Raw genomic sequence first — 22,558 nt, 5'->3', positions numbered from 1 at the left:
GCGGCTGAGCCGGGCGGCCGGACGGCCGGACGGGCCGGGGCGGCGGCCCGGCGCGGCCCGGCGCGGGCAACGGACGGGACGGTCCCTGCCCCGGGGCGCGGCAATCACCCGTAACCTGGTGGCGTGATCCGTAACCGGACGATTTCGCATGCGAATTGAGCCACCGGACCGTGACACACGGTCCGCACTCGTGCAGTTACCATGGGTGACATGCCCGGCGGTGCCCGTGCTCCGTCCGGGCGACATCGTGCGACGGATCGCGGTAGCGTCACTGCGAACCAGAGCATTCACCGTGTGCCACCTTGGAGGTGAGGGTGTCCCAGATCGCAGGCGAGCCCGGGTCGAAGGACTTCGTCGAGGTCCGGCTGCCCGCTGCGGGGGCGTATCTGTCGGTACTGCGGACGGCCACGGCCGGACTCGCGGCCCGGCTGGACTTCACCCTCGACGAGATCGAGGATCTGCGGATCGCCGTGGACGAGGCATGCGCGATCCTGTTGCAGCAGGCCGTTCCCGGTTCCGTGCTGAGCTGTGTGTTCCGGCTGGTCGGGGACTCGCTGTGGGTGACCGTCTCGGCGCCCACCACCGACGGCCGCGCGCCGGAGCGGGACACCTTCGCCTGGACGGTGCTGTCCGCGCTGGCCGGCGAGGTGGACTCGACCGTCGCCGAGGACCGGACGGTCAGCATCAGCCTGCACAAGAAGCGCGGCGCCGTGCCCGGACTGTCGTGAGGCCGCCGTCGTGACGCCAGCAGAGACCCCCGGCCCACCCGCGGAGCAGGACGTGCCCGCGGCACGCGCACGTGTCGGCGTACCGGCCCAGCAGCCGGATCCGACCCGCCCAGGACCCGCCGGACGGCGGAACGCGGCCCGGCCGCATCCCGGAGAGCCCGGCGGCGCGGCCCGGCCCGGCGCACAGGCCCGCGAAGGGGCCCGGATGGAAGCGATGGACGCGGCGGAGCAGGCGGACCCGATGGACGAGCACGAGCACCCGGTACCGCCGCAGGACCCGCGGGCGGCCACCCGCGCGACGGCGCGGGAGCCGGCGGCCGAGGACCCGGAGCACACCCCGGAGCCCGCGGACGCCGCCGAGCGCCACGACCCGCACGACCGCTCGGGCGCCCGTGCGCTCTTCGTCCGGCTGCGGGAGCTGCCGGACGGCTCACCGGAGCGGGCGGAGCTGCGCAACCAGCTGGTCCGGATGCACCTGCCGCTGGTGGAGCACCTGGCCCGGCGGTTCCGCAACCGCGGCGAGCCGCTGGACGACCTCACCCAGGTCGCCACGATCGGCCTGATCAAGTCCGTCGACCGGTTCGACGTCGACCGCGGGGTGGAGTTCTCCACGTACGCGACGCCGACGGTGGTCGGTGAGATCAAACGTCACTTCAGGGACAAGGGCTGGGCGGTACGGGTGCCGCGCCGGCTCCAGGAGCTGCGTCTGGCCCTCACCACGGCCACCGGGGAGCTGTCCCAGCGGCACGGGCGGGCGCCCACGGTCCACGAGCTGGCCGAGCACCTGAAGATCTCCGAGGAGGAGGTCCTGGAGGGGCTGGAGTCCGCCAACGCCTACAGCACCCTCTCGCTGGACGTCCCCGACACCGACGACGAGTCCCCGGCGGTCGCCGACACCCTCGGCTCCGAGGACGAGGCGCTGGAGGGGGTCGAGTACCGGGAGTCGCTCAAGCCGCTGCTGGAGCAGCTCCCGCCGCGGGAGAAGACGATCCTGCTGCTGCGCTTCTTCGGCAACATGACCCAGTCGCAGATCGCCCAGGAGGTCGGCATCTCGCAGATGCACGTCTCCCGGCTGCTCGCCCGCACCCTCGCCCAGCTGCGCGACAAGCTCCTGATCGAGGAGTAGTCCGGCCCCGCCCCTGCTCACCTTGCTGACCGCCCGGGGTCCGCGGACCCCGGGCGGTCAGGAGGACGCCGTCCGGCTGATGCCGAGGGCGTCGGTGGTGGCGGGGTGGACCAGCAGGACCAGGCCGGTGAGCGCCAGGGCGCCGAGGACGGCGCCGCCGGCGATCACCGGGCCGTCGCTGTGCAGCATGGTCCAGGCGATCGGCAGCGAGAGCAGCTGCATGATGAGCGCGGGCCCGCGGCTCCAGCGGCGCGCCCGGCGCAGGCCGTACGCGGCCAGGAGCGGCAGCGCGGCCAGCACCAGGAGCAGCAGCCCGGCCGGCACCGCGTTGCCGCCGCCGGTGAAGAACATGGTGATCCCCCAGACGGCCACGGCGATCCCTTCCAGCGCGGCCACCCCCGCGACCAGGGTCAGCCGCAGCGGCGGCGGCCCCGCGGCCGGGCGTGCGGCCGGGATGTCACCCGCCGCGCGGACACGGCCGTCACCCGCCCCGCCCCGGGCCGCACGCCCGGCCGGGATCGCGGCGCCGTCCGGGGTGTCCGCGCCGTCCGGCCCCCCCTCGCGCGCGGCGGCGGCCCCGCCGGAGGTCCCGGGGCGGGGCGGTGCGCTGCGGTCCTCGGGGGCCGCGGGCCGGGCGGCCCTGCGCGGGGTGGCTGAGCGGCGGGGCTCGGGGGTCTGGCTCACACCGCTCAGCGTAGCCCGGCGTGAAAAAGGCTGGGTACGCTGTCGACCATGCGCGCTCTCCTCGTGGTCAACCCCGCCGCCACCACCACCAGCGCGCGGGTCCGCGATGTGATCGCTACCGCGCTGGCCAGCGACCTCAAGCTGGAGGTGGCCACCACCGGGTACCGCGGCCACGCCCGGGACCTGGCCCGGCGGGCCGCCGAGGGCGGCGAGATCGAGCTGGTGGTGTCGCTCGGCGGCGACGGCACCGTCAACGAGATCGTCAACGGCCTGCTGCACCACGGCCCGGCCCCCGCCGCGCTGCCCAGCCTCGCCGTGGTGCCCGGCGGCTCCACCAATGTCTTCGCCCGCGCCCTCGGACTGCCCAACGACGCCGTGGAGGCCACCGGCGCCCTGCTGGACGCGCTGCGGGCGGGTTCCTCCAAGACGGTGGGCCTCGGCCTGGTCAGCGGCACCCCGGGGACCGAGGACGAGGGTGTGCCCGCCCGCTGGTTCACCTTCTGCGCGGGCCTCGGCTTCGACGCCGGGGTCATCGGACGGGTCGAGCAGCAACGGGAATTGGGCAAACGTTCGACCCCGGCGCTCTATTTCCGCCAGGTGGCCCGTCAGTTCCTCGCCGATCCGCACCGCCGGCACGGCACCATCGCCGTACTGCGCCCGGATGAGGAGCCGGTGACCGACCTGACCACCGCGATAGTGTGCAACACCTCGCCGTGGACGTATCTCGGCAACCGGGCGGTCTACGCTTCTCCCGAGGCGTCGTTCGACACCGCTCTCGACCTGCTGGGCATCACCAGGATGTCCACGGTGTCAGGGGCTCGTTACGCCGCGCAGCTGCTCCGTTCCACCCCGGAGCGGGGACCGCACGGGAAGTACGCGGTCGCACTGCACGATCTGACCGAGTTCACCTTGCAATCGCAGGCGCCACTGCCCTTCCAGGTGGACGGTGACCACCTGGGACTGCGTACGAGCGCGACCTTCACAGGTGTACGCCATGCACTGCGTGTGATTGTGTAAGCGGAAGAGCCTAAAGTCCTTTTACTCGAACGTTTAGGCTGCCCTGCACCCCATGGAAGTACGGCTGTGACCGATGCGACACCGAGGAATCGTAAAAAACTTTCCTGAAGGGGTTGTATCTCCCGCCGAGGTTTGCGAGTCTCTAGGTGGCGATCGGGACGGCCGACATACAAGCCCCCTTGAGAGCCCGAATCTCCTACCTCACACCAGCGGGACAGCACCAGCATCGGCTGAGTGGCGTCCCGTTCGCCGTCGGGGGATTCGTGAAAGCGTTCACATTCACAAGCAACGTGCTTGTCACACAAGGAGTTGGAGCAGCCATGGACTGGCGTCACCGCGCCGTTTGCCGCGAGGAAGACCCCGAGCTCTTCTTCCCCATCGGCAACACCGGTCCTGCGCTGCTGCAGATCGAGGAAGCCAAGGCCGTCTGCCGCCGGTGTCCCGTCATGGACCAGTGCCTTCAGTGGGCGCTGGAAAGCGGCCAGGACGCCGGTGTGTGGGGTGGCCTCAGCGAGGACGAGCGTCGTGCGATGAAGCGCCGCGCCGCCCGCAACCGGGCCCGTAACGCCACAGCCTGATCAACAGTCTTCTTCCCGAGCCGCAGCGCGCAGCACCTGCCAATACGCGCAGCATCGCGAAGAGCCCCCGTACCCACAGGTACGGGGCTCTTCTTTTTGCCCCGCAACGCCCGCTCGCAGTTCAGCAGTTCACGGCCCGCACGGCCCCGCGCGGCTCCCCCGCGGCCCCCCGCTCCCCTACCTTCCTCTCACCCCACCAGCGGGAGCTCCAGCACCACCCGGGTCCCCCCCGCCGCCGCGGGGAGCATGTCGAAGGTGCCGGACAACTCGCCCACCACCAGCGTCCGGACGATCTGGAGGCCGAGATTGCCCGCCCGTTGGGCGTCGAAGCCGGGCGGCAGACCGCGGCCGTCGTCCTCGACGGCGACCGTGACCTGGTCGCGCCCCCGCCGCACCGCGACCTCCACCGACCCCGACCCCCCCGCCCCGAACCCGTGCTCCAGCGCGTTCTGCAGCAGTTCGGTGAGCACCATGGACAGCGGCGTGGCGATCTCCGCGGTGAGGATGCCGAACTTCCCGGTCCGCCGGACGTTGACCCGACCGGGTGAGATCTCCGCCACCATCGCCAGCACCCGGTCCGCGATCTCGTCGAACTCGACCCGCTCGTCCAACGTCTGGGACAGCGTCTCGTGCACGATGGCGATCGAGCCGACCCGCCGTACCGCCTCGTCCAGCGCCTCCCGGGCCGCCTCGGAGTCCATCCGCCGGGCCTGCAGGCGCAGCAGCGCGGCGACCGTCTGAAGGTTGTTCTTCACCCGGTGGTGGATCTCCCGGATGGTGGCGTCCTTGGTGATCAGCTCCCGCTCGCGGCGCCGCAGTTCGGTGACGTCGCGGAGCAGCACCAGCGAACCGATGTGCGTGCCCTTGGGTTTGAGCGGGATGGACCGGAGCTGGATCACCCCGTCGCCGCCCTCGACCTCGAACTCGCGTGGCGCCCAGCCGCTGGCCAGCTTGACCATGGCCTCGTCCACCGGGCCGCGCTCGGGGGCCAGCTCGGCGGTGGCCCGGCCGAGGTGGTGGCCCACCAGGTCGGCGGCCAGGCCCAGCCGGTGGTACGCGGACAGCGCGTTGGGGCTGGCGTACTGGACCAGGCCCTCGGCGTCCAGCCGGATCAGCCCGTCACCGGCCCGCGGCGAGGCGTCCATGTCGACGTGCTCGGAGGGGAAGGGGAAGGCGCCGGCCGCGATCATCTGCGCCAGGTCGGAGGCGCTCTGCAGGTACGTGAGTTCGAGCCGGCTGGGGGTGCGGACGGTGAGCAGGTTGGTGTTGCGGGCGATCACCCCGAGCACCCGCCCGTTGCGCCGTACCGGGATGGACTCGACCCGGACCGGCACCTCCTCGCGCCACTCCGGGTCGCCCTCGCGGACGATCCGGCCCTCGTCGAGCGCCACGTCCAGCAGCGGTCGCCGGCCGCGGGGGACGAGGTGGCCGACCATGTCGTCCTGGTAGGAGGTGGGCCCGGTGTTCGGCCGCATCTGGGCCACCGAGACATAGCGGCTGCCGTCGCGGGTCGGCACCCACAGCACCAGGTCGGCGAAGGAGAGGTCGGAGAGCAGCTGCCACTCCGAGACGAGCAGATGCAGCCATTCGAGGTCGGAGTCGTCGAGGGCCGTGTGCTCGCGTACGAGGTCGTTCATGGAGGGCACGCCTGCGAGCGTACCGTCCGGCGCGGCCGACGGCCGGTGGCCGGTTTCGCGGCGGGTTCCGGCGGGAATCCACCGTGCGGTTCGCTACGAATCCGTGGACGGCCCATGGACAACCGCGAGTGGTCTAGTCCACAATTGGATACGAAGAACCTCCGCGCTCCCCGCACAGGAGCGCGGATCGAGGCCACGGCGTTCTCTGCCCTGACTACGCCCGAAGCCTCCCTGGTCGGCGCCGTCAGCGACCCTTGGGGACCGCACACCCCACCGGTCGTGGCGCCGACGGCAGCTCCGGGCTGCGGTGCTGGAGAGGTTGAGGGTCCTCTCCCGGCACCGCGGCCCGAAGTGCTTTCCGCCCCTGCCGGCGTCCACGCCGTATCCCCCGTGTTACAACCCACCCGCCCGCCCCCGGCGACGGTGCCGGCGCACGGTGCGGGGGAGCCCTCTGCTAGATTGGTCTATACCACGCTCACCCTCTTCCAGATCGGCAGGCTCCCGTGGAAGTTGTCATCGTCCCGGACGCCGCGGCAGGCGGCGAACTCATCGCGGAGGCCGTGGCCGGCCTGTTGCGCCGGAAGCCGGACGCTTTGCTGGGGGTGGCGACCGGATCGACCCCGCTGCCCGTGTACCAGGCGCTGGCCGGGCTGGTCAGGGGCGGCGCGGTGGACGCCTCGCGGGCCCGGGTGTGCCAGCTGGACGAGTACGTGGGGCTGCCCGCCGGGCACCCGGAGTCGTACCGGTCGGTGGTGCTGCGCGAGGTGGTGGAGCCGCTGGGGCTGTCGCCGGACGCCTTCCTCGGCCCCGACGGCTCGGCGCCGGACGTGCTAGCGGCCTGCGAGGCGTACGACGCGGCACTGGCGTCGGCCGGCGGGGTGGACCTCCAGCTGCTGGGCATCGGCACCGACGGCCACATCGGGTTCAATGAGCCCTGCTCGTCGCTGGCCTCCAGGACCCGGATCAAGACCCTCACCGAGCAGACCCGGGTGGACAACGCCCGCTTCTTCGGCGGCGACATCTCCCAGGTGCCGCACCACGTCATCACGCAGGGCATAGGCACCATCCTGGAGGCCCGGCACCTGGTGCTGCTGGCCACCGGCGAGGGCAAGGCGGAGGCGATCGCGCAGACCGTGGAGGGCCCGGTCGCCGCGGTCGTGCCGGCCTCGGCGCTCCAGCTGCACCCGCACGCGACCGTCGTGGTGGACGAGGCGGCGGCCTCCGAGCTCAAGCTGGCGCCGTACTTCCGGGCCACCTTCGCCGCCAAGCCCGACTGGCAGGGCCTGTGACCGCAACGGCTTCCGCCGCGCCGGGCGGATACGGCGGACGGGCTGGACCCATGGGGGGTCCAGCCCGTCCGCGGTTCCCGCGCCGGGGTCCGGGGCCGGCTCCGGACCCCGGCCCGTCTTCGTACCGTGACCGGGCGCCGGGGCTCGGGGAAGCGGCCCGGCGCCCGGTCCCGGGGCTCAGCGCGCGCTGACGATGGCCTCCGCCGCCGCCTCGCCGCAGACGCGGGCGGCGCCGTGCGTGGCGATGTGCAGCGCGCCGGTCGGCGGGGACTGCGGGACGCCCATCTCGACCACGATCGTGCCGGGGCGCTCGGCCACCACCGCGGCCAGCGCCACGGCCATCCAGGGGTGCCGGTGGGCGTCCCTGACCACCACGACCAGGCGGCTCGGCCCGGCCGCCGCCAGCACCCGCGCCACGAAGCCGGCCAGGTCGCCCTCGGCGTCGGCCGCCCGGTAGGTGGCCGTCCGGGTGCCGGGCAGCAGCCGTGTCAGCTCGGCCGCCACACCCCACGGGGTGCCCTCCCCGACGGCGATGTTGGCCATCGGGGTGAAGGCGGCCACGAACGGCGGCTGGTCCAGCGGGGTGAACCGGTCCGCGCGGGTGATCCGCAGCGCCCGGCGGGCCGCCTCCAGCCCGATGTCCGCGCCCTGCGCGAGCGCCGCGGCCACCCCCGCCCCGGCCTGCGCGGCCGTCCACGCGGCCAGGGCCCGTACCCGGCCGGCCGCGTCGGCGAGCCGCTCGGCGGGCAGCGATCCGTCCCGTACCGCGGCCACGATCGCGTCCCGCAGCGTCAGCACGGTCTGCTCGTCGGCGAGGCCGCCGCCCACGCAGATCGCGTCCGCGCCGGCCGCCAGCGCCATCACGGTGCCGCGCTCGATGCCGTACGTGGCCGCGATCGCCTGCATCTCGATGCCGTCGGTGACGATCAGCCCCTCGTAGCCGAGGCCGCCCTCGGAGCTCGGCGCCCGCAGCAGGCCGGTGAGCACGGCCGGGCTGAGGGTCGCGGGCAGCTCCGGGTCGAGCGAGGGCACCAGGATGTGGGCGCTCATCACCACCTTGCTGCCGGCCGCGAGCGCCGCCCGGAACGGCACCAGTTCGCGCGAGCGCAGCGTGTCGGGGTCGACGTCTATGCGCGGCAGCGCGTGGTGGGAGTCGGTGGCGGTGTCGCCGTGGCCGGGGAAGTGCTTGACACACGCCGCCACGCCGGCCGACTGGAGCCCTTCCACGTAGGCCGCGGTGTTGCGGGCGACCAGTTCCGGGTCGGCGCCGAAGGACCGGACCCCGATCACCGGGTTGCCCGGGTCGGAGTTGACGTCCGCCGACGGCGCCCAGTTGAGGTTGACCCCGCACACGGCGAGCCGGCGGCCGAGTTCGGCGGCCACCGCCCGGGTCAGCTTGAGGTCGTCGACCGCGCCGAGCGCGAGGTTGCCGGGGAAGGACGAGCCGCCCCGGGCCTCCAGCCGGGTGACGTCACCGCCCTCCTCGTCCGCGGCGACCAGCACGTCGGGGCGTACCTCCCGCAGCTGGGCGGTGAGCGCCGCCAGCTGTCCGGGCGACTCGATGTTGCGGGCGAACAGGGCGACCGAGCCGAGTCCTTCGGCCAGCTGGCGCAGCAGCCACGCGGGCGCGCTGGTGCCGACGAAGCCCGGCTGGAGGACGGTGAGCGCGTCGCGAGTGATGGGGGCACCTCCCGAGCCGCCGGGCTCGGAGGGGGTGTCCGCGGGGGAGTCGACGGAAATGACGGTCATCCCTTCACCGCTCCGGCCGTCAGACCGGAGGCCACCTTGCGCTGGACGAACAGGAAGAAGACCACCACGGGCAGCGCGATGAGGATCGAGCCGGCCATCAGGGCGCCGTAGTCGGTGCCGCGCGTGGTGTTGAACTTGAGCAGCCAGACGCTGAGCGTGTATTTGTCGTTGTCCTGCAGGAGCACGTACGCGAACAGGTACTCGTTCCACGCCGTCATCAGGGCGTAGATGGAGGCCGCGACCAGGCCGGGCGCGAGCAGCGGCAGCACCACGCGGCGGAAGGCCGCCATCTGGCTGCAGCCGTCCACCATCGCCGACTCCTCCAGCTCGCGGGGGATGTTGACGATGAAGCCGCGCAGCATCCACACCGCGAAGGGCAGGGTGGTGGCCGAGTAGACGGCGATGACGCCCCAGTACTGGTTGAGGCCGCCGGCCTTGTTGAGCTGGATGTAGATCGGGATCAGCATCGAGGTGGCCGGGATCAGCTGGACCACCAGCAGGGTGATCATCAGCCCCTTGCGGCCCCAGAACCGGAACCGGCCGAGCGCGTAGGCGGCCAGCAGGCCGATGCCGATGGCGATGACGACCGAGAACACCGAGATGATCACGCTGCTCTTGACGTTGTCCCAGAAGTTCGGCATGTCGATCGCCCGTCGGAACTGGGCGAGCGTCACCGAGCTCGGGTACAGCTTCTGCTTGTAGCTGAGGATCTCCTGGCTGGGCCGCAGCGCGGTGATGACCATCCAGTAGACCGGGAAGGCCATGATCACCGCGACGACCAGGCCGAGCACGTTCCAGCCGGTCCTGCGCTTCTTCACGTGGCGGTAGGCGGGCCGGGCGGCGGGGGCGGTCACGGGTCCGGTCGCGGGGCCGGACCTGGCGGCGATGCTCACTCGACCTCTCCGATCTTCAGCAGCTGGCGCAGGTAGTAGACGGCGACGCCGGACAGCAGCAGCACCGAGATGATCGAGATGGCCGCTCCCCGGCTGAAGGAGTTGACCGTGAACGCCTGGGTGTACGCGTACAGGCCGAGCACCTGGTAGTCCTGCTCGGGGGTGCCGTTGCGCATCAGCAGGATCTGGCCGAGGACGCCGAAGTCCCAGATCACCGAGAGCGTGCTGGTCATCACGAACACCGGCTTGATCACCGGGAAGGTGACGAACCGGAAGATCCCCAGGCCCTTGGCGCCGTCGATCCGCGCCGCCTCCTCCAGTTCCTTGGGGACCTGGGTGAGGGCGGCGTGCAGGCTGATGGCGATGAAGGGGATGGCGCCCCAGACGACCAGGATCGCGATGATCCCCATGCCGGTGGTCGGGTCGAGGAACCAGTTGTGGCCGGTGTAGTCGACGCCGGGCAGCCGGGTGAGGAGTTGGTCCACCAGGCCGTAGTCGGAGTCGAACATGAACTTGAAGACCGAGGTGGCGACCAGCAGCGGCATCGCCCACACCGCGATCAGCACCGAGCTCATGGTGACGCGCACCCAGTCGGACACCTGCGTCATCAGCAGGGCGATCAGCAGCCCGAGGCCCATGGTGCCCACGACGCAGACGACCACGAAGAGCGCGGTGCGGACCACCACCCCCCAGAACTCGCCGTCGCCGAGCACCGAGGTGTACTGGTCCAGGCCCACCCACGGCGGGGAGGTGCCCATCCAGAGGTTGTTGCGCCGCTCGTCCTGGAAGGACAGCACCAGGGTGTCGACCAGCGGGTAGCCCAGCACCGCGATCATGACCAGCAGCGCGGGGGCGATCAGCAGATACGGCAGCGTTCTGCGCCCGTGGTTGCGGCGGCCGGGGCGGCCGGGGCCTGTCAGGACGGGCCGGTGCGAGGCCGGCGGCGGGCTCGACGGGCGGCCCCCCACCACCGGTTCGTGCGTATCGGCGGCACTCATCTGCTGACCTTTCTTCGGTGTCCATACCGGAGTCCATGCCGGTGTGCGGGCCGGCGGCCGGTTCGGTGCCGGGAGACCGGGGCGGGCGGCCCGCAGCGCGGACCGCCCTCCCCGATGGCCGGCGCCGGATCAGGCGGCGTTGTTGATCAGCGAGTTGATCTTGTCGTCGGCTTCCTTGGTGGCCGCCGCGACGGACTTGCCCTTCAGGATGTCGAGCAGCATCGTCTTGAGCACGCCCTGCTTCTCGATCGCGGCCCAGCCGGGCGCGATCGGGGTGAACCAGGCGTCCGGCACCGCGTTGGCGGCGGCGGCGGTGGCCGGGTCGGCCTTCATCGGCTCCAGCTGCGTGGTGTTGTTCGGCAGCGTCGCCTTGGTGACCAGGATGGCCTCGTTCTTCTCGCTGGTGTAGTCGGCGATGAACTCCTTGGCCAGGTCCTGCACCTTGGACTTGCTGACCACCGCGAGGTCCGAGCCGCCGATGAAGGACGGCAGCGCCTTGCCGTTCGGGCCGGGCATGGTGGCCGTCTTGATGTCGTCCTTGAGCTTGGCGTTGCCGCTCGGCGGGGTGATGATGCTGCCCGCCTCCCAGCCGTTGCCGTAGATCAGGCCGGCCTTCTGCTGGGCCGCGACGGCGTCCTGGTCGGCCTCGTCCTTGGTCTGGTCGCCGTGGTTGTACTTCTTGACCAGGTCGATGTAGTGCTGGATGCCCTGCTGCGCCTGCGGGGTCTCCAGGCTGGCGGTCCACTTGGTGCCGTCGGTGGTGGCGATGGCGCCGCCGTACGCCTTCACGTACGACATGGCCGCGTACCAGTACTGGCCGGGCAGGTAGAGCGACGAGTAGGTCTTGTCGGCGCCCTTCTTGGCCTCGATCTTGTCCAGGGCCGCGGTCAGCGCGTCCTCGGTGGCGGGGAAGGCGTCGGAGCCGGTGCCGGCCTTGAAGTCGGCGGCGTTGTAGACGGCCACCCGGGCGCCGGCGTAGTACGGCACGCAGAACAGCTTGCCCTGGTAGGTGCAGGTGTCCTCCAGGCCCTTGATCCAGGTGCCGGAGTTGGCGAACTGCGACTTGTCCACCTGGGCGAGGGCGCCGTTGAGGATGTAGGTCTGGGTCTCGGTGTTGCCGAGTTCGACCACGTCGGGAGCGCTGGAGCCGGACAGCGCGGCGTCCAGCTTCTGGATCTTGTCGCTCCACTGCTGGTACTGGATCTTCAGGGTGACCTTGGGGTACTTCGCCTTGAACTGGGCGGTGGTGTTCTTCACCAGCTCCGGCCAGGTGCTCTGGGACTCCGCCATCAGCCACACGGTCACCGCGCCGGAGCGGTCGGCCGGATTGGCCGCGGCCTTGTCGTCCTTCTTGTCGTTCGACCCGCAGGCCGCCACAGCAGCGAACATGGTCGCGACGCCGATCGCCGCGATGAGCTTGCGCTTCACGCCACCCTCCTCAAGGATGATGCCCCAAAACTCCCCCCACCGCCCGAAATGCCGGCCGCCGCACAACACCTACGGCCGAGTCCTGCTCGTGGGACTGGGATTGGCCTTTAATGGTTTAGACCAGTACCCGGAGCTTGGCCTAGACCTTTAGGGGTGTCAAGGGTGTATAAGAACACCCGTCGGGTCTGTTATCGGACCGACACCTGAGGGGGATCAGCCACCCACCGCCTCCCTCCGCCACGACAACCCGTGCCACGATGTGAGCCGCTATTAACGGAGGAGCCGGTGACGGCAGCACGACAGCAGTCGGGAGTACACGTCATGGACAGCGACGCGGGCACGGCGACGGAGGCGACGGGCAGCCCCACCGCGGGCCGGACCGCCAGGGTGCCCAAGTACTACCGCCTCAAGAAGCACCTGCTGGACATCACCAAGACGATGCCCCCCGGCACCCCGGTCCCGCCCGAGCGCACGCTGGCCACCGAGTTCGACACCTCCCGCACCACCGTCCGGCAGGCCCTGCAGGAGCTGGTGGTCGAGGGCCGGCTGGAGCGCATCCAAGGCAAGGGCACCTTCGTGGCCAAGCCCAAGGTCTCCCAGGCGCTCCAGCTGACCTCCTACACCGAGGACATGCGGGCTCAGGGCCTGGAGCCCACCTCCCAACTGCTGGAGATCGGCTACATCACCGCCGACGACCGGCTCGCCGCACTGCTGGACATGAAGGCCGGCGGCCGGGTGCTGCGGATCGAGCGGCTGCGGCTGGCCAACAGCGAGCCGATGGCGATCGAGACCACCCACCTGTCCGCCAAGCGCTTCCCGGCGCTGCGCCGCAGCCTGGCCAAGTACACCTCGCTGTACACCGCGCTGGCCGAGGTCTACGACGTGCGGCTGGCCGAGGCCGAGGAGACCATCGAGACCTCGCTGGCCACCCCGCGCGAGGCGGGCCTGCTCGGCACCGACGTGGGCCTGCCGATGCTGATGCTCTCCCGGCACTCGATCGACACCACGGGCGAACCGGTGGAGTGGGTGCGGTCGGTGTACCGCGGCGACCGCTACAAGTTCGTGGCCCGGCTGAGCCGCCCCCGGGACTGAGCGCCGCCGGACGCCGGACGCCGGGCCCCCGGCCGGACGCCGCGCGGTGGACGGGGGCCGCACCGGGCGCCGGGCCGCGCGCGCCGGCCGCCGAAGCCGCGGGCCGACCGGCGGGCGGACCCGCGGGCGGACCGGCCGAGTTGCCGCACCGGCAATGACCCGCTCCCGCGGGTGAGATCCCTGCACACCTGATGACGCACGGCACTCCCCTCCCCTAGATTCCCGGCAGTCACAGTCGTTGCTCTAGGGGACGGGAGCCGCACCTATGTCCGAACCGCAACCGGTCAGCCGACCACCGATCATCACCGCCTCGCGGATCATCGCCGGGCTCTGCCTGGCCGTTCCACTCGTCGCCCTGCTCTGGGTGGGCTCCTACTCGCGGGTCGACCCGCAGTTCATCGGGATCCCGTTCTTCTACTGGTACCAGATGCTCTGGGTGCCGGTGGCCGCCGCGCTGACCTGGACCGCCTACGTACTGGTCCGCCGCGAGGAGCGCGCCCGCAAGGGGGGTGCGACCCGATGAAGGACGGCGTCAACGGCGTCGCGCTCGGCGTCTGCATCTTCTTCTTCGTCGCGGTGACCGTGCTGGGCTTCCTCGCCGCCCGCTGGCGGCGCGCCGAGAACGCCCTGCACCTGGACGAGTGGGGGCTGGGCGGCCGGAGCTTCGGCACCTGGATCACCTGGTTCCTGCTCGGTGGCGACCTCTACACCGCGTACACCTTCGTCGCCGTACCGGCCGCGATCTACGGCGCCGGCGCGTCGGGCTTCTTCGCGGTGCCGTACACGATCATCGTCTACCCGCTGGTCTTCCTCTTCCTGCCGCGGCTGTGGTCGGTCTCGCACCGGCACGGCTATGTGACCTCCTCGGACTTCATCCGCGGCCGGTTCGGGTCCAAGAGCCTGTCGGTGGCGATGGCGCTGACCGGGATCGTCGCCACCATGCCGTACATCGCCCTGCAACTGGTCGGCATCCAGGCGGTGCTGGACGTGATGGGGGTGGGCGGCGGCGACTCCGCCAACTGGTTCCTGAAGGACCTGCCGCTGCTGATCGCCTTCGGCGTGCTGGCCGCGTACACCTACTCCTCGGGGCTGCGCGCCCCGGCGCTGATCGCGTTCGTCAAGGACGCGCTGATCTACATCGTCATCGTGGTGGCGATCATCTACATCCCGTACAAACTCGGCGGGTTCGGCCACATCTTCGACAAGGCCGACGCCGCCTACCAGGTGACCAACCCGGCCACCGGCAAGCACCGCGGCGCGCTGGTGCCCGCCCCGCAGGCACAGTGGGCGTACGCCACACTCGCCCTGGGCTCGGCGATGGCGCTCTTCCTCTACCCGCACTCGGTGACCGCGGTGCTGTCCGGCCGCAGCCGCAACACCATCCGCCGCAACACCACCATCCTGCCGCTGTACTCGCTGATGCTGGGCCTGCTGGCGATGCTCGGCTTCATGGCCATCGCCGACGGCGTGGGCAAGGGCGTCAAGGGCTACAACGCCCAACTGGCCATCCCCCAGCTGTTCGAGAACCTGTTCCCGTCCTGGTTCACCGGGGTGGCGTTCGCCGCCATCGCCATCGGGGCACTGGTGCCGGCCGCCATCATGTCCATCGCGGCGGCCAACCTGTTCACCCGCAACATCTACAAGGACCTCTTCAAACCGGACGCCACCCCGGAGCAGGAGACCCGGGTGTCCAAGGCGGTGTCGCTGGTGGTGAAGGTCGGCGCGCTGGTGTTCGTGCTGTCGATGGACAAGACGGTCGCGATCAACTTCCAGCTGCTGGGCGGGATCTGGATCCTGCAGACCGTACCGGCCGTGGTCGGCGGCCTGTTCACCCGCTGGTTCCACCGCTGGGCGCTGCTCGGCGGCTGGGCGGCGGGCATGGCGTACGGGACCTGGAAGGCGTACCAGCAGTCCAGCCCGACGCAGGGGCACTTCGGCGGCAGCTCGGCGGACATCCCCGGGCTGGGCCGGCTGGGCTACATCGGCCTGACCGCCTTCGTGCTCAACATCGGGCTCGCGGTGGTGCTCACCCTGGTGCTGAAGGCGGTCAAGGCGCCCGAGGGCGTGGACGAGACGTCGGCCGCGGACTACACGGTGGAGTCCGAGGAGACCGCCGTCGGCGGCGCCGCCGGTGAGCCGGGCGTGTCCCCCGGCCTGCCGGAGCCGGCGGGCGCGTAGCGCGACTTCCGCGGCCCGGTCCACACGCTGAGCGTGCACTCCGGGTCGCGGAAGGTACGGCGGTACGCCTGCGGGGTGGTGCCGGTCCAGCGGGTGAAGTGGTGCCGCATGGTGGCCGCGTTGCCGAACCCGGCGCGTACCGCCACCGCGTCCACCGTGTGGTCGGTGCCCTCCAGCAGCTCCCGGGCCAGCAGCACCCGCTGGCCGAGCAGCCAGCGGTACGGCGTGGTCCCGGTCTCCTGCTGGAACCGCCGGGCGAAGGTGCGCGGCGACATGTGCGCCCGCGCCGCCAGTTCGTCGACGGTCAGCTCCCGGTCCAGGTGCCGCTCCATCCAGGACAGCACCCCGGTCACCGTGTCGCTGGTGGCGCGCGGCAGCGGCCGGGCCACGTACTGCGCCTGCCCGCCCTCCCGGTGCGGCGGCACCACCATCCGCCGGGCGATGGCGTTGGCCACCGCGGTGCCCTGCTCCCGGCGGACCAGGTGCAGGCACGCGTCGATCCCGGCGGCCGTACCGGCCGAGGTGATCACCCCGGCGTCCTCCACGTACAGCACGTCCGGCTCCACCCGGACCTGCGGGTACCGCCGGGACAACAGCTCCAGGTGCCGCCAGTGGGCCGCGCAGCGCCGCCCGTCCAGCAGCCCGGCCGCCGCCACCGCGAAGACCCCGGAACACACGCTGAGCACCCACGCGCCGCGGTCCACCGCCCGGACGAGCGCCTTGAGCAGCTCCGGCGGGAACTCCCGGTCGGTGAAGGAGTCCCCGGCCGGCACCGCGATCAGGTCCGCCTCGTCCAGCCGGTCGAGGTCGTACGGCGCGACCACGTCGAAGCCGGCGTGCGTCCGCAGCCGCGGCCCCTCGGCCGACACCACCGCGAAGTCGTAGACCGGCAGGCCCTCGTCGCCGCGGTCCAGCCCGAACACCTCGCAGACCACGCCGAGCTCGAACGGGTGGACGCCGTCCAGCAGCACGGCGGCGACGTTGTTCAGCATGCCCCGAGCATGTCACGTGGCAGGATGTTGCGGTAGCACGACAGTCCTGCCACTGTGCGGGCGTAAGTACCGCAAGCACGCTTGACTCATGACCATCCTCCTGGACATCGCCGCGCTGGCCGCCCTCCTCCTCGTCCTCACCTTCATCCCCGCGCTCGCCCTCCGGCAGGAGGCGCGCATCACCCGGCAGCTGCGCCGGGCCCGGCTGTCGGCGGCCGACGACACCGCCCCCGGCGAACCGGCCGCCCCGCCGCCCCTCCCCGGGGCCGCCGAGACCCCCCAAGCAGCCGAGAAGCCCGCGCCGCCGTTCCGCGCGGTCCACCCGGGACACAACATGTAGGCCGCGCATCTTCGGTCGGCACTACATGTATGCTCAACTCCGCTGCCCGCAGGGGAAGCCGGTGCGAATCCGGCGCTGTCCCGCAACGGTGAACGGGCGCGCGCCAGCGCGCCCGCACAGCCCGATCGCCTGCCCGCAGTGTGCGCGTCCCGCCGTCCCGGCGGGGGCGGGCACGGTCGTCCGGGCCTCGCGGAGTGGGCCGGCGGACGCGGCAGGGCCTTCCCGCGTGCCCGCAGACGGCGCGCACGGCCCACCGCCCCCGCTCTCCCCGCGACGGCCGCCGCCGCGTTCGAGGGAGAGAGAACATCACCGTGACCATCGCGCCCGTACATCCCGCAGCAGCCGACCCCGGCGGCGCCGGGCCCGGCGACCCGCAACCGGACGACGGGCCCGGCGACGGACTGCTGCGGCACCTCACGACGCTCACCGCGGACCTCCCTGACACCGACCCCGGCCGGGTGGCCGCCGCCGCGCTGCGCGGCCGCAACGCCGCCTCCGACGCGGCCGGACTGCGCGAACTGGCCACCGAGGCCGCCGCCGGGCTGATCTCCGAGGATCCGGCGTACTCGCGGCTGGCGGCCCGGCTGCTCACCCGCACCATCGCCGACGAGGCGGCCGGACAGGGCGCGGTGTCCTTCACCGCCTCCGTCGCGGTCGGCCACCGCGAGGGCCTGATCGCCGACCGCACGGCCGACTTCGCCCGCCGGCACTCGGCCGAGCTGGACGCGCTGGTCGACCGGGCGCTAGCCGACGGGGCCGACGACCGGTTCGGCTACTTCGGGCTGCGCACCCTGTACAGCCGCTACCTGCTGCGGCACCCGATCACCCGGAAGGTGGTCGAGACCCCGCAGCACTTCATGCTGCGCGTCGCGGCCGGCCTCGCCGACGAGCGCCCCACCGCGGCGGGCGCCCCGGCGGGCGGCCCGGCGCGGAGCGCGCTGGACGAGGTGGCGGCCCTGTACCGGCTGATGAGCGCCCTGGAGTACCTGCCCAGCTCCCCCACCCTGTTCAACTCCGGCACCCGGCACCCGCAGATGTCCTCCTGCTACCTGCTGGACTCCCCGCTGGACGAGCTGGACTCCATCTACGACCGCTACCACCAGGTGGCCAGGCTCTCCAAGCACGCCGGCGGCATCGGCCTGCCCTTCTCCCGGATCCGCGCCCGCGGCTCGCTGATCCGCGGCACCAACGGGCACTCCAACGGCATCGTGCCGTTCCTCAAGACCCTCGACGCCTCGGTGGCCGCGGTCAACCAGGGCGGCCGGCGCAAGGGCGCGGCGGCGGTCTACCTGGAGACCTGGCACGCCGACATCGAGGAGTTCCTTCAACTGCGGGACAGCACCGGCGAGGACGCCCGCCGCACCCACAACCTCAACCTCGCGCACTGGGTGCCGGACGAGTTCATGCGCCGGGTCGAGGCCGACTCCGACTGGTCGCTGTTCTCCCCCGCCGACGTCCCCGAGCTGGTGGACCTGTGGGGCGACGCCTTCGACACCGCCTACCGCGCGGCCGAGCGGGCGGGGCTGGCGCTGCGCACACTGCCGGCCCGCGAGCTGTACGGGCGGATGATGCGCACCCTGGCGCAGACCGGCCAGGGCTGGATGACCTTCAAGGACGCCGCCAACCGCACCGCCAACCAGACCGCGCTGCCCGGCCGCACCGTGCACTCCTCCAACCTGTGCACCGAGATCCTGGAAGTCACCGACGACTCCGAGACGGCCGTGTGCAACCTCGGCTCAGTCAACCTCGGCGCCTTCGTCACCCCCGGCGGCCCGGACGGTGAACTGGACTGGGCGCGGCTGGACGAGACCGTCCGCACCGCCGTGGCCTTCCTCGACCGGGTGGTGGACGTCAACTTCTACCCGACCGAGCAGGCCGGCCGCTCCAACGCCGAGTGGCGCCCGGTGGGCCTGGGCGTGATGGGCCTGCAGGACGTGTTCTTCGCACTGCGGCTGCCGTTCGACTCCGCCGCGGCCCGCGCGCTGTCCACGAAGATCGCCGAGCGGGTCATGCTCGCCGCCTACGAGGCGTCCTGCGACCTCGCCGAGCGCGACGGGCCACTGCCGGCCTGGGACCAGACCCGCACCGCCGCCGGCGTGCTGCACCCGGACCACTTCGGGGTGGACTTCCACTGGCCGCGGCGGTGGGCCGCGCTGCGCCAGCGGGTGGCGGCCACCGGGATGCGCAACGCGCTGCTCCTGGCCATCGCCCCGACCGCCACCATCGCCTCCATCGCGGGCGCGTACGAGTGCATCGAGCCGCAGGTCTCCAACCTCTTCAAGCGCGAGACCCTCTCGGGCGAGTTCCTCCAGGTCAACTCCTACCTGGTGGCCGAGCTCAAGGAGCTCGGGGTGTGGGACACGCAGACCCGGGAGGCGCTGCGGGACGCGGGCGGCAGTGTGCAGGGCTTCGGCTGGATCCCGGCGGAGGTACGCGAGCTGTACCGCACCGCCTGGGAGATCCCGCAGCGCGGCCTGATCGACATGGCGGCGGCCCGTACCCCGTTCCTCGACCAGAGCCAGTCGCTGAACCTGTTCCTGGAGACGCCGACCATCGGCAAGCTCAGCTCGATGTACGCCTACGCGTGGCAGCGCGGCCTGAAGACGACCTACTACCTGCGGTCCCGGCCCGCGACCCGGATCGCCCGCGCGGCCCAGGCCCTGCCGCCGGCCGCCGCGCCCGTCCCCGTACCGGCCCAGCCGACCGCCGAGGCGGCCGCCTGCTCCCTGGAGAACCCCGAGTCCTGCGAGGCATGCCAGTAATGACCAGCACCGCCCCGGCCCCCGCCGCCGCGCGGAAGAACCTGCTCGACCCGGGCTTCGAACTGACCCTGCGTCCGATGCGCTACCCCGACTTTTACGAGCGCTACCGCGACGCCATCAAGAACACCTGGACGGTGGAGGAGGTCGACCTGCACTCCGACGTCGCCGACCTCGCCCGGCTCAGTGCCGCGGAGCAGCACCTGATCGGCCGGCTGGTGGCGTTCTTCGCCACCGGCGACTCGATCGTGGCCAACAATTTGGTGCTCACCCTCTACAAGCACGTCAACTCCCCCGAGGCGCGGCTGTACCTGTCCCGCCAGCTGTTCGAGGAGGCCGTGCACGTCCAGTTCTACCTGACGCTGCTGGACACCTACCTGCCCGATCCGGCGGACCGCACGGCGGCCTTCGCGGCGGTGGAGAGCATCCCGTCCATCCGGGAGAAGGCGCAGTTCTGCTTCCGCTGGATGGACTCGGTGGAGTCCGTCGACCGGCTCGGCTCGCGGGCCGACCGCCGCCACTTCCTGCTCAACCTGATCTGCTTCGCCGCCTGCATCGAGGGCCTGTTCTTCTACGGGGCCTTCGCGTACGTCTACTGGTTCCGCTCCCGCGGGCTGCTGCACGGCCTGGCGACCGGCACCAACTGGGTGTTCCGCGACGAGACGATGCACATGGGCTTCGCCTTCGACGTGGTGGACACCGTCCGCACAGAGGAACCGGAGCTGTTCGACGAGGAGTTGGGGCGGCAGGTCACCGACATGCTGCGCGAGGCCGTCGAGGCGGAGTTGCAGTTCGGCCGGGACCTGTGCGGGGACGGGCTGCCCGGGATGAACACCGAGTCGATGCGGGCGTACCTGGAGTGCGTCGCCGACCAGCGCCTGGTCCGGCTGGGCTTCGCGCCGGTGTACGGCTCCCAGAACCCGTTCTCCTTCATGGAGTTGCAGGGGGTCCAGGAGCTGACGAACTTCTTCGAGCGGCGGCCGTCGGCCTACCAGGTCGCCGTCGAGGGCTCGGTGGCCCTCGACGAGGACTTCTAGCCCGGAACGGCCGGGGCGGCCGGGACGGCCGGTTGCGCCCCCGCCGCCGATGGTCCCGGCCCGGCGGCCGGGCTACGGCGGTCCCCCTGCACCGGCCGTCCCGAGCGGCGTCAGTCGTTCGGGACGGTCGCGAACTTCGGTGTGGCCTCGGCCATCTGGCGCAGCACGTCCTTGCGCTCCCGCCTGGAGAGCCGGTCGATGTAGAGCCGCCCGTACAGGTGGTCGGTCTCGTGCTGGAGGCAGCGGGCGAAGTAGCCGCGGCCGTGCACCCGGATCGGGTTGCCCTTGGCGTCCTGGCCGCGTACCACCGCGTAGTCGGGCCGCGGCAGTTCCATGTAGGCGCCGGGCACCGACAGGCAGCCCTCGTTGGAGTCGTCCAAGTGCCGCTGGTCGGCGGGCAGTTCCTCGACCACCGGGTTGCAGACCACACCGACGTGCCGCTCGTTGTCGTCGTCGGGGCAGTCGTAGACGAAGACCTTGAGGTCCACCCCGATCTGGTTGGCGGCCAGGCCCACGCCCTCCGCCGCCCGCTGCGAGGCGAACATGTCGTCGATCAGCGCGGCCAGTTCGTCGTCGAAGACGGTGACGTCCCTGCACTCCCGGTGCAGCACCGGGTTGCCGACCACGGTGATCGGGCGGACGGTGCCACGCTCGCGGTACGCCTGCTCGCGCGCCTCGGCGTCCGTGACGTCATCGAGGAACTCCTGGCCGTGCTCAGTCTGCTGCTGGGACATCTGCGCCGTACGCCTTCCGGGAACCGTCAACGATCCTCCCAAGGGTACGGGGCCCCGGCCGGTGCCGGTGGGCCCCAAGGGCGCCCAGGTGTCGAAAGGGGAAACACCCGGAGAGCGCCGGGAACGGGCGGCCGGGCACGGCCGGGTGCCGGCGCCGGGCCGAAGCGCCCGCAGGCGGACCGGCGCGGCATCAGCAGACCCGCGACATCAGCAGACCTCTTCGAGGTCCCGCCAGTCGCGGGTGTCCGGGCTGTCGGCGACCCAGCCGTCGAGCAGGCCGTGCACCAGGGCGGCCGGGGCGGCGATGCCGCACTCGCGCTCCGGGGACCACGGCACGTCCTCGCTGCCGGGGCTCAGATGGCTCAGATGGCCGGGGTGACCCGGTTCGCCGTGGTCGTGCGGGTCGCGGGTGGTCGACGACCCGTCGTCGGTCGGCATCCGGCTCTCCGAACAGGTGCGGCACAGCAGCCGCACCGACGACGACCAGTCCTCGGCCGCGTAGCCGGCCTCGGCGGCCAGCCGCTCCAAGGCGTTGCGGTCGGACTCCTCGGCCGCCTCCAGCAGCACCAGCCAGGTCGGCACCGGGGACGGCGCCCACAGCTCGATCTCGTCGAAGACCGGGTAGACCGCACCGCCCGCGGCGCCTTCGGTGGCGCGTTCGCCGTGCGGCACCCCGTCGTGCAGGACGACCTCGCCCCAGCGGCGGCCGGACGACGGCAGCGGGATGGACAGCACCTCGATCCGGGCCGGGTCGAGGCGCCGGCCCCACACCACCTCGGCCTCCCCCTCCGGGGACAGCCGGGCGGCGGCGCTGCCCAGCGGCAGCCGGACCGACTCCTCGCCGCCGCGCACCGCGGTGCCGGCCGGCAGCCGCAGCCCGTACGCCTGCCAGGAGCGCCGGGCCAGCGGCCAGTCCTGCAGCGCGGTGGCGGCGATGCCGAGGTTCCACCAGTCAGGGGCGCCCGCCGGGCGGTCCAGCAGCGCGACGGCCCGCAGCCCGGCGATCCGGGCCTGCGTCCAGTCGTGCCGGAACTTGTGCAGCAGCGCCAGGTTGTACCACGACTCCGACAGCCACGGCTCCAGGTCGGCGGCCCGGGTCAGCAGCGCGCCCGCGTCCTCGTAACGGCCGTCGTCGATCAGTGAGAACGCCCGGTCGGTGGCCTGCCGCCAGGTGGGCGACGGCCGGTGCCGCACTCTTCCGAAGATCTTCAACGTCGTTTCCCGCCTGCCCGCTCAGCCGATCACTGCCAGGACGTCGCCTTCCCGCACCACGATCTCGCCCCCGTACGGCCTCCGCAC

At 72.0% G+C, this 22,558-nt stretch carries 20 protein-coding genes; 11 read left to right on the top strand and 9 right to left on the bottom strand.

Annotated elements, in window-relative coordinates:
• Window positions 1-314: 314 nt before the first annotated feature.
• Window positions 315-728, top strand: a complete 414-nt coding sequence (locus RLT57_RS21905) for an anti-sigma regulatory factor (RefSeq protein WP_093740726.1) — start codon at window positions 315-317, stop codon at window positions 726-728.
• A gap of 205 nt (window positions 729-933) precedes the next feature.
• Window positions 934-1,854, top strand: a complete 921-nt coding sequence (locus RLT57_RS21900; protein WP_311298984.1) for an RNA polymerase sigma factor SigF — start codon at window positions 934-936, stop codon at window positions 1,852-1,854.
• 57 nt (window positions 1,855-1,911) lie between these two features.
• Here the strand turns inward: RLT57_RS21900 and RLT57_RS21895 are convergent, their stop codons facing one another.
• The gene (locus tag RLT57_RS21895; RefSeq protein ID WP_311298983.1) at window positions 1,912-2,538 is read right to left on the bottom strand and encodes a hypothetical protein; all 627 of its coding nucleotides are present in this window, start codon (window positions 2,536-2,538) and stop codon (window positions 1,912-1,914) included.
• 48 nt (window positions 2,539-2,586) lie between these two features.
• On the opposite strand from RLT57_RS21895, the gene RLT57_RS21890 reads away from it, so the two are divergent.
• Together RLT57_RS21890 and RLT57_RS21885 are read left to right on the top strand one after the other, a co-directional pair.
• Window positions 2,587-3,555, top strand: a complete 969-nt coding sequence (locus tag RLT57_RS21890; RefSeq protein ID WP_311298982.1) for a diacylglycerol/lipid kinase family protein — start codon at window positions 2,587-2,589, stop codon at window positions 3,553-3,555.
• Between the two features lie 320 nt (window positions 3,556-3,875).
• Window positions 3,876-4,133, top strand: a complete 258-nt coding sequence (locus RLT57_RS21885; protein ID WP_093742218.1) for a WhiB family transcriptional regulator — start codon at window positions 3,876-3,878, stop codon at window positions 4,131-4,133.
• A gap of 188 nt (window positions 4,134-4,321) precedes the next feature.
• Here the strand turns inward: RLT57_RS21885 and RLT57_RS21880 are convergent, their stop codons facing one another.
• On the bottom strand, window positions 4,322-5,770 hold the full coding sequence (locus RLT57_RS21880; protein WP_311300803.1) for a sensor histidine kinase: 1,449 nt from the start codon (window positions 5,768-5,770) through the stop codon (window positions 4,322-4,324).
• 503 nt (window positions 5,771-6,273) lie between these two features.
• Between RLT57_RS21880 and nagB the strand changes: the two genes are divergently transcribed.
• Window positions 6,274-7,059: a glucosamine-6-phosphate deaminase gene (gene nagB, locus RLT57_RS21875; protein WP_311298981.1), complete on the top strand. Its 786-nt coding sequence runs from the start codon at window positions 6,274-6,276 to the stop codon at window positions 7,057-7,059.
• Between the two features lie 177 nt (window positions 7,060-7,236).
• Here the strand turns inward: nagB and RLT57_RS21870 are convergent, their stop codons facing one another.
• From RLT57_RS21870 to RLT57_RS21855, 4 genes are all read right to left on the bottom strand, one after another.
• Window positions 7,237-8,808: a glycoside hydrolase family 3 protein gene (locus RLT57_RS21870; protein ID WP_311298980.1), complete on the bottom strand. Its 1,572-nt coding sequence runs from the start codon at window positions 8,806-8,808 to the stop codon at window positions 7,237-7,239.
• On the bottom strand, window positions 8,805-9,701 hold the full coding sequence (locus RLT57_RS21865; RefSeq protein ID WP_399129125.1) for a carbohydrate ABC transporter permease: 897 nt from the start codon (window positions 9,699-9,701) through the stop codon (window positions 8,805-8,807). Before RLT57_RS21865 ends, RLT57_RS21870 begins: the two co-directional genes overlap by 4 nt.
• A complete protein-coding gene (locus RLT57_RS21860) occupies window positions 9,698-10,699 on the bottom strand; it encodes a carbohydrate ABC transporter permease (protein ID WP_311298979.1) in 1,002 nt (333 codons plus the stop codon). Before RLT57_RS21860 ends, RLT57_RS21865 begins: the two co-directional genes overlap by 4 nt.
• 129 nt (window positions 10,700-10,828) lie before the next feature.
• Window positions 10,829-12,127, bottom strand: a complete 1,299-nt coding sequence (locus RLT57_RS21855) for an extracellular solute-binding protein (RefSeq protein ID WP_311298978.1) — start codon at window positions 12,125-12,127, stop codon at window positions 10,829-10,831.
• A 321-nt stretch (window positions 12,128-12,448) separates the two neighbouring features.
• On the opposite strand from RLT57_RS21855, the gene RLT57_RS21850 reads away from it, so the two are divergent.
• The 3 genes from RLT57_RS21850 to mctP all read left to right on the top strand — a co-directional run bounded on the left by RLT57_RS21850 (window position 12,449) and on the right by mctP (window position 15,397).
• Window positions 12,449-13,219 carry a GntR family transcriptional regulator gene (locus tag RLT57_RS21850; RefSeq protein WP_311300801.1) on the top strand — a complete coding sequence of 257 codons (771 nt, stop codon included), beginning with the start codon at window positions 12,449-12,451 and terminating at the stop codon, window positions 13,217-13,219.
• A gap of 265 nt (window positions 13,220-13,484) precedes the next feature.
• On the top strand, window positions 13,485-13,742 hold the full coding sequence (locus RLT57_RS21845) for a DUF3311 domain-containing protein (protein WP_311298977.1): 258 nt from the start codon (window positions 13,485-13,487) through the stop codon (window positions 13,740-13,742).
• Window positions 13,739-15,397: a monocarboxylate uptake permease MctP gene (gene mctP / locus RLT57_RS21840; RefSeq protein WP_311298976.1), complete on the top strand. Its 1,659-nt coding sequence runs from the start codon at window positions 13,739-13,741 to the stop codon at window positions 15,395-15,397. The genes RLT57_RS21845 and mctP overlap by 4 nt, the downstream gene beginning before the upstream one ends.
• On the opposite strand, the gene RLT57_RS21835 is transcribed toward mctP, so the two are convergent.
• A complete protein-coding gene (locus RLT57_RS21835) occupies window positions 15,307-16,389 on the bottom strand; it encodes a GlxA family transcriptional regulator (RefSeq protein ID WP_311298975.1) in 1,083 nt (360 codons plus the stop codon). The genes mctP and RLT57_RS21835 overlap by 91 nt on opposite strands.
• Window positions 16,390-16,477: 88 nt before the next feature.
• On the opposite strand from RLT57_RS21835, the gene RLT57_RS21830 reads away from it, so the two are divergent.
• The 3 genes from RLT57_RS21830 to RLT57_RS21820 all read left to right on the top strand — a co-directional run bounded on the left by RLT57_RS21830 (window position 16,478) and on the right by RLT57_RS21820 (window position 20,525).
• On the top strand, window positions 16,478-16,729 hold the full coding sequence (locus RLT57_RS21830; RefSeq protein ID WP_311298974.1) for a hypothetical protein: 252 nt from the start codon (window positions 16,478-16,480) through the stop codon (window positions 16,727-16,729).
• A gap of 311 nt (window positions 16,730-17,040) precedes the next feature.
• The gene (locus RLT57_RS21825) at window positions 17,041-19,491 is read left to right on the top strand and encodes a ribonucleoside-diphosphate reductase subunit alpha (protein WP_399129121.1); all 2,451 of its coding nucleotides are present in this window, start codon (window positions 17,041-17,043) and stop codon (window positions 19,489-19,491) included.
• Window positions 19,482-20,525: a ribonucleotide-diphosphate reductase subunit beta gene (locus RLT57_RS21820; RefSeq protein ID WP_311298973.1), complete on the top strand. Its 1,044-nt coding sequence runs from the start codon at window positions 19,482-19,484 to the stop codon at window positions 20,523-20,525. The genes RLT57_RS21825 and RLT57_RS21820 overlap by 10 nt, the downstream gene beginning before the upstream one ends.
• 110 nt (window positions 20,526-20,635) lie before the next feature.
• Here RLT57_RS21820 and def read toward each other — a convergent pair whose 3' ends face one another.
• On the bottom strand, window positions 20,636-21,259 hold the full coding sequence (gene def, locus RLT57_RS21815) for a peptide deformylase (RefSeq protein ID WP_311298972.1): 624 nt from the start codon (window positions 21,257-21,259) through the stop codon (window positions 20,636-20,638).
• A 207-nt stretch (window positions 21,260-21,466) separates the two neighbouring features.
• Complete coding sequence (locus RLT57_RS21810) at window positions 21,467-22,471, bottom strand: tetratricopeptide repeat protein (RefSeq protein WP_311298971.1); 1,005 nt, start codon at window positions 22,469-22,471, stop codon at window positions 21,467-21,469.
• Window positions 22,472-22,558: the final 87 nt, after the last annotated feature.

The organism is Streptomyces sp. ITFR-21 (assembly GCF_031844685.1).
In the GTDB taxonomy this organism is placed as follows: Bacteria; Actinomycetota; Actinomycetes; order Streptomycetales; family Streptomycetaceae; genus Actinacidiphila.
This window is presented reverse-complemented; position numbering and strand designations above follow the sequence as displayed.

Excerpts from the sequence above, each read along its gene's own strand:
- RLT57_RS21900 (WP_311298984.1), top strand. The coding sequence starts at position 934 with ATGGAAGCGATGGACGCGGCGGAGCAGGCGGACCCGATGGACGAGCAC.
- RLT57_RS21890 (WP_311298982.1), top strand. The coding sequence starts at position 2,587 with ATGCGCGCTCTCCTCGTGGTCAACCCCGCCGCCACCACCACCAGCGCG.
- RLT57_RS21885 (WP_093742218.1), top strand. The coding sequence starts at position 3,876 with ATGGACTGGCGTCACCGCGCCGTTTGCCGCGAGGAAGACCCCGAGCTC.
- RLT57_RS21880 (WP_311300803.1), bottom strand. The coding sequence starts at position 5,770 with ATGAACGACCTCGTACGCGAGCACACGGCCCTCGACGACTCCGACCTC.
- RLT57_RS21870 (WP_311298980.1), bottom strand. The coding sequence starts at position 8,808 with ATGACCGTCATTTCCGTCGACTCCCCCGCGGACACCCCCTCCGAGCCC.
- RLT57_RS21860 (WP_311298979.1), bottom strand. The coding sequence starts at position 10,699 with ATGAGTGCCGCCGATACGCACGAACCGGTGGTGGGGGGCCGCCCGTCG.
- RLT57_RS21850 (WP_311300801.1), top strand. The coding sequence starts at position 12,449 with ATGGACAGCGACGCGGGCACGGCGACGGAGGCGACGGGCAGCCCCACC.
- RLT57_RS21845 (WP_311298977.1), top strand. The coding sequence starts at position 13,485 with ATGTCCGAACCGCAACCGGTCAGCCGACCACCGATCATCACCGCCTCG.
- mctP (WP_311298976.1), top strand. The coding sequence starts at position 13,739 with ATGAAGGACGGCGTCAACGGCGTCGCGCTCGGCGTCTGCATCTTCTTC.
- RLT57_RS21835 (WP_311298975.1), bottom strand. The coding sequence starts at position 16,389 with ATGCTGAACAACGTCGCCGCCGTGCTGCTGGACGGCGTCCACCCGTTC.
- RLT57_RS21830 (WP_311298974.1), top strand. The coding sequence starts at position 16,478 with ATGACCATCCTCCTGGACATCGCCGCGCTGGCCGCCCTCCTCCTCGTC.
- RLT57_RS21820 (WP_311298973.1), top strand. The coding sequence starts at position 19,482 with ATGCCAGTAATGACCAGCACCGCCCCGGCCCCCGCCGCCGCGCGGAAG.
- def (WP_311298972.1), bottom strand. The coding sequence starts at position 21,259 with ATGTCCCAGCAGCAGACTGAGCACGGCCAGGAGTTCCTCGATGACGTC.